At 64.5% G+C, this 8475-nt stretch carries 5 protein-coding genes and 1 tRNA gene; 5 read left to right on the plus strand and 1 reads right to left on the minus strand.

The genetic code is table 11. From position 1 onward, the window contains the following. Positions 1–87: 87 nt before the first annotated feature. A tRNA-Arg gene (locus tag WCJ41_RS18430) sits at positions 88–164 on the minus strand. Positions 165–958: 794 nt separating this feature from the next. Between WCJ41_RS18430 and WCJ41_RS18435 the strand changes: the two genes are divergently transcribed. The 5 genes from WCJ41_RS18435 to WCJ41_RS18455 all read left to right on the plus strand — a co-directional run bounded on the left by WCJ41_RS18435 (position 959) and on the right by WCJ41_RS18455 (position 8366). Beyond that, the gene (locus WCJ41_RS18435) at positions 959–2944 is read left to right on the plus strand and encodes an inverse autotransporter beta domain-containing protein (RefSeq protein WP_336907302.1); all 1986 of its coding nucleotides are present in this window, start codon (positions 959–961) and stop codon (positions 2942–2944) included. Then, the gene (locus tag WCJ41_RS18440) at positions 2934–3950 is read left to right on the plus strand and encodes a hypothetical protein (RefSeq protein ID WP_336907303.1); all 1017 of its coding nucleotides are present in this window, start codon (positions 2934–2936) and stop codon (positions 3948–3950) included. Before WCJ41_RS18435 ends, WCJ41_RS18440 begins: the two co-directional genes overlap by 11 nt. A gap of 138 nt (positions 3951–4088) precedes the next feature. After that, complete coding sequence (locus WCJ41_RS18445; RefSeq protein ID WP_336907304.1) at positions 4089–5417, plus strand: arabinofuranosidase catalytic domain-containing protein; 1329 nt, start codon at positions 4089–4091, stop codon at positions 5415–5417. Next, positions 5417–6907, plus strand: a complete 1491-nt coding sequence (locus WCJ41_RS18450) for an arabinofuranosidase catalytic domain-containing protein (protein WP_336907305.1) — start codon at positions 5417–5419, stop codon at positions 6905–6907. Before WCJ41_RS18445 ends, WCJ41_RS18450 begins: the two co-directional genes overlap by 1 nt. A 19-nt stretch (positions 6908–6926) precedes the next feature. Next, positions 6927–8366, plus strand: a complete 1440-nt coding sequence (locus WCJ41_RS18455; protein WP_336907306.1) for an arabinofuranosidase catalytic domain-containing protein — start codon at positions 6927–6929, stop codon at positions 8364–8366. Positions 8367–8475: the final 109 nt, after the last annotated feature.

The raw sequence follows: 8475 nt of genomic DNA on the forward strand, positions 1-8475 counted from the left end.
TGCTTACCGTGCGCTTACCGTAAACGAGGCGGACCCTTTGATCTCCATGGCGGTCGCATGTAAGTATATGATTTATTTGGAATAATTTGGCGCGCCCGACAGGATTCGAACCCATGACCCCCAGATTCGTAGTCTGGTGCTCTATCCAGCTGAGCTACGGGCGCTGACCGGGGCTGTCTTTAGTCCGATACGGTCACGAATGCAAGAGCGTTCACACATGAAACGTCCGTGTGATGGTCCCCCGCCTCCAGCATCCAAGTGTCTGTAAGAAGGACCGGATTTCATCCCTTGCGTGGCTGGGGGCCGGACTGCGGAACACGGCCATTCCGCCGCTTGAGCCTGCGGGGCGGGGGGGCTTGTTCCTGCACGTGCGGCAGCTCCAACCGATGGCGGGTAGAGGGGGCATGGGAAGCGGCCAGCGAAAGTCTGGCACAAGCGAGCGGGGTTAGGCTGGAACTTCAGACAGCGGTCCCGATCCAGGAATATGCTTTTATTGCGCAGCGTTGTCAGCGGGCTGTCAGCATCAGTGCTGCTGGCCGGTCTGTACCTCGCCGAGCGCGCCTGTCGTCACTGGCAGGTACCTGATGTCGGCGGGAGTGTCGCCATTGATCATTGTTGTGCGGCCACGCCGGCGACCCCGCTGGTCTTGGCAGAACCAGCACATCACTCTCTTCCTCCGCGCAACGTCACGATCCTGTGGAAGCAATTGCCAGAGGAGCGACGTCCGAAAACAACCAAAATTCCGTTAGGTAAGAAATCGATCTCTGTACTCGACGAGCGCAGTGTTGAGCCTGCATCCTCGAAGCCACCCCGAACCGCTGTTGCGGCGCAGCTTCCACAGAACCTCGTCGCGGTGGACCCGGCAGGCGAGCCACCGCCGGAGGTTGACGATCCATTTCCCATGATCTTGCCTGCAAGCTCTTCCTCCGCAGAGCCGCTGCAAGACATAACATCCACCATGCCGGAGCAGCCAGGCACCGCGCCGGGAGAGCTAGGTGTTGCATCGGATGCAATGCAAGGTGAGATCGATGGCAGAACGGTTCGCTCCGCCATTGCGTCCACCGCTCTGGGTGCCGTGGCTGGCCGGATGAGGCCCTCGCAGCTGCTGGGTGATGCAGGCTCGGGGACGCTCCTCGCCAACACACTGGATGGTTTCTGGGGCCTGGGCCAACAGGCCGCGCTGCGCCTGATCGTCGAAGGCAAGGCACCAGACAGCCGCGAGATCACGAACGGCGCCTACCAGGTCGTCGCCGCTGCGGCGAACCAGCAGGTCAGCAGCCTCATCGATGACGCCACCCAATTTGGCCAGGACAACGGCATCCACTTCCTGCGGAACCTCGAGACGCAAGTCGAATGGTTTCCCGGGCGGCGCGCCCACATCGAAGCGAGAACAGTCGATTCGCTGTTTGAGTCCGAAGCACTCGATCACACCCTTTTCCTTGAGGCCGCAATCCGCTCGGACTTCGAGGACACCACCGTCAATGTGGGTCTGGGCTATCGCTATCTGGTGCCGGACAGTGACTGGATGCTCGGCGTCAACGCATTCTATGACCGCGAGTTTCCGATCGGCCATGAACGCATGAGCCTTGGGCTGGAAGCCTCGACGTCCGATTTCACCCTCTTCGCAAACCGCTACATGGCGCTCAGCGGATGGACGGAAAGGACCACGAATATCGAGGAACGGCCATTGTCGGGCTGGGATGTCGGCATTGCGGGCCAGGTGCCCCGGCTGGAAGATCTCAGGGTATCGCTGTCGGCCTTCCGCTGGGAGCAGGACACCGAGAATGACAAGACTGGGCTGAAGCTCACGGCGGACTATGATGTGAGCCCAGCCCTGCAGCTTGGCGCGACCATTTCCGCCGATGACAGTGGTGATGTCCAGGGCGGCCTGCGGCTCACCTATCAACTTGGGGCCGATCACTTCGGCGGAATCGGTGCGCAGTCCGGATCGGTGAATGCCCGGCGGCTTGCCTTCGTCAACCGCGAGAACATCATCCGCACCGAAACGCGGGACGTGCCGAACGACTACACCGTGCAATTCCTCGAGAGCGACGTGAACACCTCGAACCAGGCATCGCTTGCCTTCGAACTTGCCGGGGCGCCACGATCCGCAAGCTACAGCTACACCATCACCAGCTCTGGCGGCGGAACCCCGGTTGCCGGATCGGGGCGCGTCGAGGGTGACCCGCAGCCCAGTGGCAGCATCGATGTTTCTGGGCTTGCCGATGGCACGCTCACGCTCACGCTCAGCGTTACCTCGAAGCAAGGCGCGGTCGGCCGCCCCGTCACCGCGCAGATCGCGAAGGCCACCTCTGCGGTGAGCGTCACCACGGAAGTGGCAACGCCAGGCCCGATCAATGTCATCCCGATCCAGTTCAGGATCGCCTTCAGTCGCGCCGTGAGCGGCTTTGATCTGTCGGACGTTGTCGTTACCAACGGCACGGCCAGTAACCTTCAAACGGCTGACAACATCACCTGGACGGTTGATATCACGCCAGATGGCCAGGGCGCAGTTGCGCTTCAGGTGCCAGCTGCGGCCGCCACCGGCGGCGACAATCCCACCGCGGCCTCGAACCCCACCACCGTCATCTTCGACAGCGAGCCACCATCGGGTTATGGCGTATCGTTCATGGCCAGCCCCATCACGGCGGCGGTCTTCGCGTTGTCGGCGGCCGAGGTCGGGGCAACCTTCACCTACACCATCACCAGCTCCAACGGCGGCACGCCCGTCACTGGCAATGGCACGGTCAGTTCGCCCCAGCAGCAGGTCACCGGGCTCGACCTGTCGGGTCTCGTTGATGGTACGTTGACGCTCTCCCTCACGCTCTCGGACCCGCTTGGCAATCTCGGGACACCGGTGACCGACACCATGGCGAAGGACAGCTCCGCACCGGTCATCGTCGCAATAACACCTCCATCATCGGGGACTTTCAATGAACTGTAAGCATGCATGGCTGCGCCGCAGCCTCGGGATCATTCCGTTTCTGGGTCTCCTCAGCACCTCGGCCCTCGCGGCAACGCTCAACTTCACACTCACTCTCAGCGAGCCAGTGACCGTCACGGGAACGCCGCGCATCGCCGTCGACGTCGGCGGCGTCACGCGCTACGCCACCTACACGGCAGGCTCCGGAACCAGTTCGCTCACCTTCAGCTATGCGGTCCAGGCGCGGGATTTCGATGCCAATGGCATCGCGCTCGTCTCACCGCTCGATCTCAATGGCGGGAACTTCACCGACGGCACCGGAAACGCGGCGACGAACCTGAGCTTCACCGCGCCCGACACCTCCGGCATCAAGATCCAGACCTATACCGTGGCCTTCACCACCAGCCCGATCACCAGTGCCAATGCCAATGCGGTGGGCTTCACCATCGCCAAGGCGCCGCAGGGCGCCAGTTTCAACTATGTGATCACCTCGAGCGGTGGTGCTGGCTCCGTCACGGGGTCGGGCACCATCACCAGCAATGCCCAGTCGGTCACCGGCGTCGATGTCACCAGCCTGCCCGTGGGCACGATCACCGTCGCGGTCACCGTCACCACCGCCGCAGGCGGCACGGGTGCCGCACGGCAGGCCACCGCCACTCTCGATGGCCTGCCACCAACCGGCTACAGCGCTGCCTTCCTCAGTGCTGCGGTGTCCGCCGCCAACAGCACCAACGCGGGCTTCCAGATTTCAGGTGGCGAGATCGGCTCCAGCTACAGCTTCTCCATCACCAGCTCCGGCGGCGGCACCGCCGTCACGGGCAGCGGCACCGTGGGCACCGACCCGCAGCAGATCACCGGACTCAATCTCTCAGGGCTGGGTGACGGCACGCTGACCCTCTCGATCACGCTCACCGACACGTTGGGCAATGCAGGCAGTGCTGCCACTGCCACGGTGACAAAGGACACGCTTGCACCCACCATCGTCTCCGTCACGCCACCGGCCGCAGGCACCTATGACGATCTCTGAGGTCTGGTCCGTCAGCCAGCGCGCGACAGGTGAAGGTCAGCCTGCGGGAAGCCCGCAAGGCTGCACCACGCCGCCTGGCTTCTGGCTCTGCTGTGCCTGCTGTGTACCAAGGCCGCTGCGGCCAATCTTGCCTTCACGGTGGCGACAAGCGAACCGGCAGTGGTTACGGGCGCACCGCGCATCGCCATCGATGTGGGTGGCGTCACGCGCTACGCCACATATGTCTCTGGCTCCGGCACCAGCGCACTCACCTTCAGCTATGCAGTGCAGGCCGGAGACTTCGACGCAGACGGCATCACGGTCACCGCGCCGCTGGAGCTCAACGGCGGCAGCATCGCCGACGTCGCGGGTAACACAGCATCGAACCTCAGCTTCACCCTGCCAGACACCTCGGCCCTGAAGGTGCAGACCTACACCACGGCCTTCACCACCAACCCCATCACCGAAGCCAATGCCAGCGCGGTGGGTTTCACCATCGCCAAGGCCCCCACGGGAGCCTCCTTCACCTATTCTATCACATCGGATGGCGGCTCCGGCAGCGTCACCGGTTCCGGCACCATCGGCAGCAACAGCCAAACGGTTTCAGGCCTCGATTTGTCCAACTTGCCTGTCGGCACGCTGACGCTGTCCGTAACGGTCTCCACGGCCGCAAGCGGCACGGGTGCGGCGCGGACGGCGACGGCCACCCCCGGCTTCACCGGCATCCTCGACAGCCTGTCTCCTGCCGCATCCTTTTCCATCCGCCGCGTGCGCGGGGCCTATTCGGGCCCGCTCATCCGGGTGCGGCGCGCGTCGGACGGTACCCAGCAGGATATCGGCGCCACGCTCCTGGGTCATCTGAACACTCAGGCGCTCTCGAGCTTCTGCGGCGTCTCGTCCTGCTTCGACACCACCTGGTATGATCAGTCCGGAAACGGGCGCGATGCCGCGCAGGCCACTGCCGCCAACCAGCCGCGCATCGTGAACGCCGGGGTCATGGATACCGCGGGCAGACGCCCCAGCCTCGTCTGGCCCTCCGCCGCCAATACGACCTTTCTGCGCACGACTGTGACTTTCTCGGTCGGTGCCGTCTCGGTGGTCAGCCAACATGACGATGGCGCCCGCACCGGCTGGATCTCCGATTTCGTGGGCCTGTTCGGCTCCACCGGCGTCTCCATCGTCGGCACTGCTGCGGGAACGTCCACGCTCTGGCACTCGCCGTCCTTCCAGAATTGGGCCCGCAATGGCGCTGCTCTTGCGTCATCGGTGAGTGCCGTCGCCTTGCCGTGGCCGTGGGCGACCATGTACGCGACGGCGACGCCTGCCTTCGGCACCCAGTGGAGCATCGGCTGTGACCGGACGCTCGCCCTGCGCGGCTGGTCCGGCCCGATCTCCGAATTCCTGATGTTCCCGGCAGCTCTCACCGCGAGCGACCGGCTCTCCATCGAGAACAGCCAGAGCGCCTACTTCGGCGTCAGCGTGCCGTGATGGCCCGTCCACATCCTCGCCGCCTGTTCTGGCATGCGGTGCCATTGCTGTTCAGCACAGTCATGTGCCTCTTGCTGTTCACCGCACCCGCCATGGCCGCGACGCTGAACTTCACCCTCACCGCCAGCGAGCCCGTGGTGGTGACGGGAACCCCGCGCATCGCCATCGATGTCGGCGGTGCGACGCGTTATGCGACCTATGCTTCGGGCTCCGGCACGGCGGCACTCAGCTTCAGCTATGCCGTGCAGGCAGGAGACTTCGATGCCAACGGCATCACCATCGCCGCGCCGCTGGAGCTCAACGGCGGCACGCTCACCGATGTCGCGGGCAATCCGCCCACCGCCCTTACCTTCACCGTGCCGAACACCTCCGCCATCAAGGTGCAAACCTACACGGCGGCCTTCACCACCAGCCCCATCACCGAGGCCAATGCCAATGCCGTGAGCTTCGCCATCGCCAAGGCGCCCACGGGTGCGTCCTTCAGCTATAGCATCACCTCCAGCGGCGGGGCGGGGACCGTCTCTGGCTCCGGCACCATCGCCGGTGCGAGCCATAGCGTCGCGAACGTCGATGTCTCAGCGCTCCCCTCCGGCATGCTCACTCTCTCGGTCACCGTCTCCACAGCGGCTAGCGGAACGGGTTCTACGAAGACGTCCACGTCCACGCCCACCTTCACCGGCGTCCTCGACAACCTGCCTGCGGCGGCGCTGGCGCTCTCCCTCCGCCGGTTGGGCGGCGCCTATGGCGGCCCGCTGCTGCGCGTCCGGCGTTCGCCCGACAATGCGGAGCGCGACATTGCCGCCTCCATCGCCGGTGCCCTCGATATCACCACGCTCACAAGTTTCTGCGGGTCCTCGTCTTGCTTTGTGTTGGCGCTGTATGATCAGTCCGGCAATGGGCGCGACGCGGTGCAGGCCACTGCCGCTAGCCAGCCACGCATCATGAACGCAGGCACGTTGGACGTGGAGGGTGGTAGGCCCACACTGCGCTACACCGCAGGAGGGAGGGTGCTGGTCGCACCGTCCATCCCCCAGACTATCCGCGGCAGCACCAATGCCGTGGTGCGCTCGGCCGCCAGCACGGGCCAGATGCACATCATGGGTGATCGTGGTGGTTTCGATGTCACCGGCAACGTCGGCCGCATCATCCGGGCGGTCAATGGAGGCGCCAGCTATCTCGGCGCCAACATCGCAGGAGCGAAGGTGAGTCTCATGGGCTCCACCCAGCAGCAGCGCGTGGTCACGGTCGTCTCCGGCACCTTAGGCCTGTCGGGGGCGCTCGACGGAGTCGAGACTGTGGGTGACGCCACCACGGTCTACATTCCCTCGACCCATGTGTTCTGGATCGGCGGCACCGGCCCCGGCGGCGGGGTTGGCGACTGGGTCGGCACCATTTCCGAGGTGACATTGTTCAATATCACCCTGTCAACGTCGGAGCGCCAGACGCTGGAGCGCAACCAGGGCGCCTATTACGGTATCGCGGTGCAATAGCATGAGGAAACCGAGCCCCATGCACTTCCTCTCCCGACTGATCGAAATGGCGCGCGGTCTGGCGATCCTCTGTCTCTGCGCCATGCCTGCCTCGGCAGCCACGCTCGTCTTCACCGCCACGGCAAGCGAGCCCGTCATCGTCACCGGCACGCCGCGCATCGCCATCGACGTCGGCGGCGCCACGCGTTTCGCCACCTATGCCTCGGGCTCCGGCACGGCGGCACTCACCTTCAGCTACGCCGTGCAGGCAGGAGACTTCGATGCCAACGGCATCACCATCGCCGCGCCGCTGGACCTCAACGGCGGCAGCATCACCGACATTGCAGGCAACCCGGCATCCAGCCTCACCTTCACCGTGCCCGACACCTCGGCCCTCAAGGTGCAGACCTACACCGCCACCTTCACCACGAGCCCCATCACCAATGCAAACGCCAGTGCCGTGAGCTTCGCCATCGCGAAGGCGCCCACAGGCGCATCCTTCACCTACACCATCACCTCCAGCGGCGGCTCCGGCAGCGTCACGGGTTCCGGCACCATCGGCGGAAGCCCACATACCGTCTCCAACGTCGATGTCTCGGCACTCCCCACGGGCACGCTCACGCTCTCGGTCACGGTCTCCACCGCCGCTGGCGGAACCGGTGCGGCGAAGACGGTGGCATCAACGCCCAGCTTCACCGGCGTCCTCGACAGCCTGCCCGCATCTGCCGCCGCCTTCTCCGTGCGCCGCCTGCGCAGCGGCTACTCCGGCTCCTTGCTGCGGGTGCGGCGGTCCTCAGACAACACCGAACAGAACATCGGCTTCACCATCGGCGGCCATATTGACACCGCGGCGCTCACCGGTTTCTGCGGATCGAACTCCTGCTTCATTTCCACCTGGTATGACCAGTCCGGAAACGGGCGCAACGCCGTTCAGGCCACGGCGGCCAATCAACCCCGCATTGTCAATGCGGGAAGTGTCGATATGGCGGGTGGACGCCCGGGCCTGATCTGGCCATCCGTCACGAACACGACCTTTCTGGGCATGACAGCACAGTTCTTCGCGATCGGCGCGGTCTCCGCAGTCGCCCAGTATGGTAGCGGAACGCAGACGGGCTGGATTGCCTCGTATGCCGGCCTGTTCGGTGGCGCCGGCCCGGCGCCGCCCTTCTTCCACGCCAGTCTCCTAGGTTCATCCTTCTTCTACCATACGCTTGCCTTCGACAATTGGGCACGAAATGGGGCCCAGCTTGCTGCATCGGCAAACGCAATTGCCTTGCCATGGCCCCTTGCCACGGTCTACGCGACGGCCCCCACGTCGCAGAACTATCGGTGGAGTATTGGCAGCGACCGGATGATCTCCGGCCGCGGCTGGTCCGGCCCCATCTCCGAATTCGTCATGCTCCCCTCGGCTCTCTCTACGTCGGACCGGCAGATACTTGAGAGGGGCCAGGGCAGCTACTACGGCGTGAGCGTGCCGTGATCGGTGTTCTCTCCCGCTTCTCCCACGGGAGAGGACTATTGATCGTACGTCAACAAAAAACCCCGGGATTTCTCCCGGGGTTCATTCGTTTCAGCCTGTGGCTGAGCGT

It is taken from the genome of Aestuariivirga sp., assembly GCF_037139295.1.
Taxonomy (GTDB): Bacteria; Pseudomonadota; Alphaproteobacteria; order Rhizobiales; family Aestuariivirgaceae; genus Aestuariivirga.

Excerpts from the sequence above, each read along its gene's own strand:
- WCJ41_RS18435 (WP_336907302.1), top strand. The coding sequence starts at position 959 with ATGCCGGAGCAGCCAGGCACCGCGCCGGGAGAGCTAGGTGTTGCATCG.
- WCJ41_RS18440 (WP_336907303.1), top strand. The coding sequence starts at position 2,934 with ATGAACTGTAAGCATGCATGGCTGCGCCGCAGCCTCGGGATCATTCCG.
- WCJ41_RS18450 (WP_336907305.1), top strand. The coding sequence starts at position 5,417 with ATGGCCCGTCCACATCCTCGCCGCCTGTTCTGGCATGCGGTGCCATTG.
- WCJ41_RS18455 (WP_336907306.1), top strand. The coding sequence starts at position 6,927 with ATGCACTTCCTCTCCCGACTGATCGAAATGGCGCGCGGTCTGGCGATC.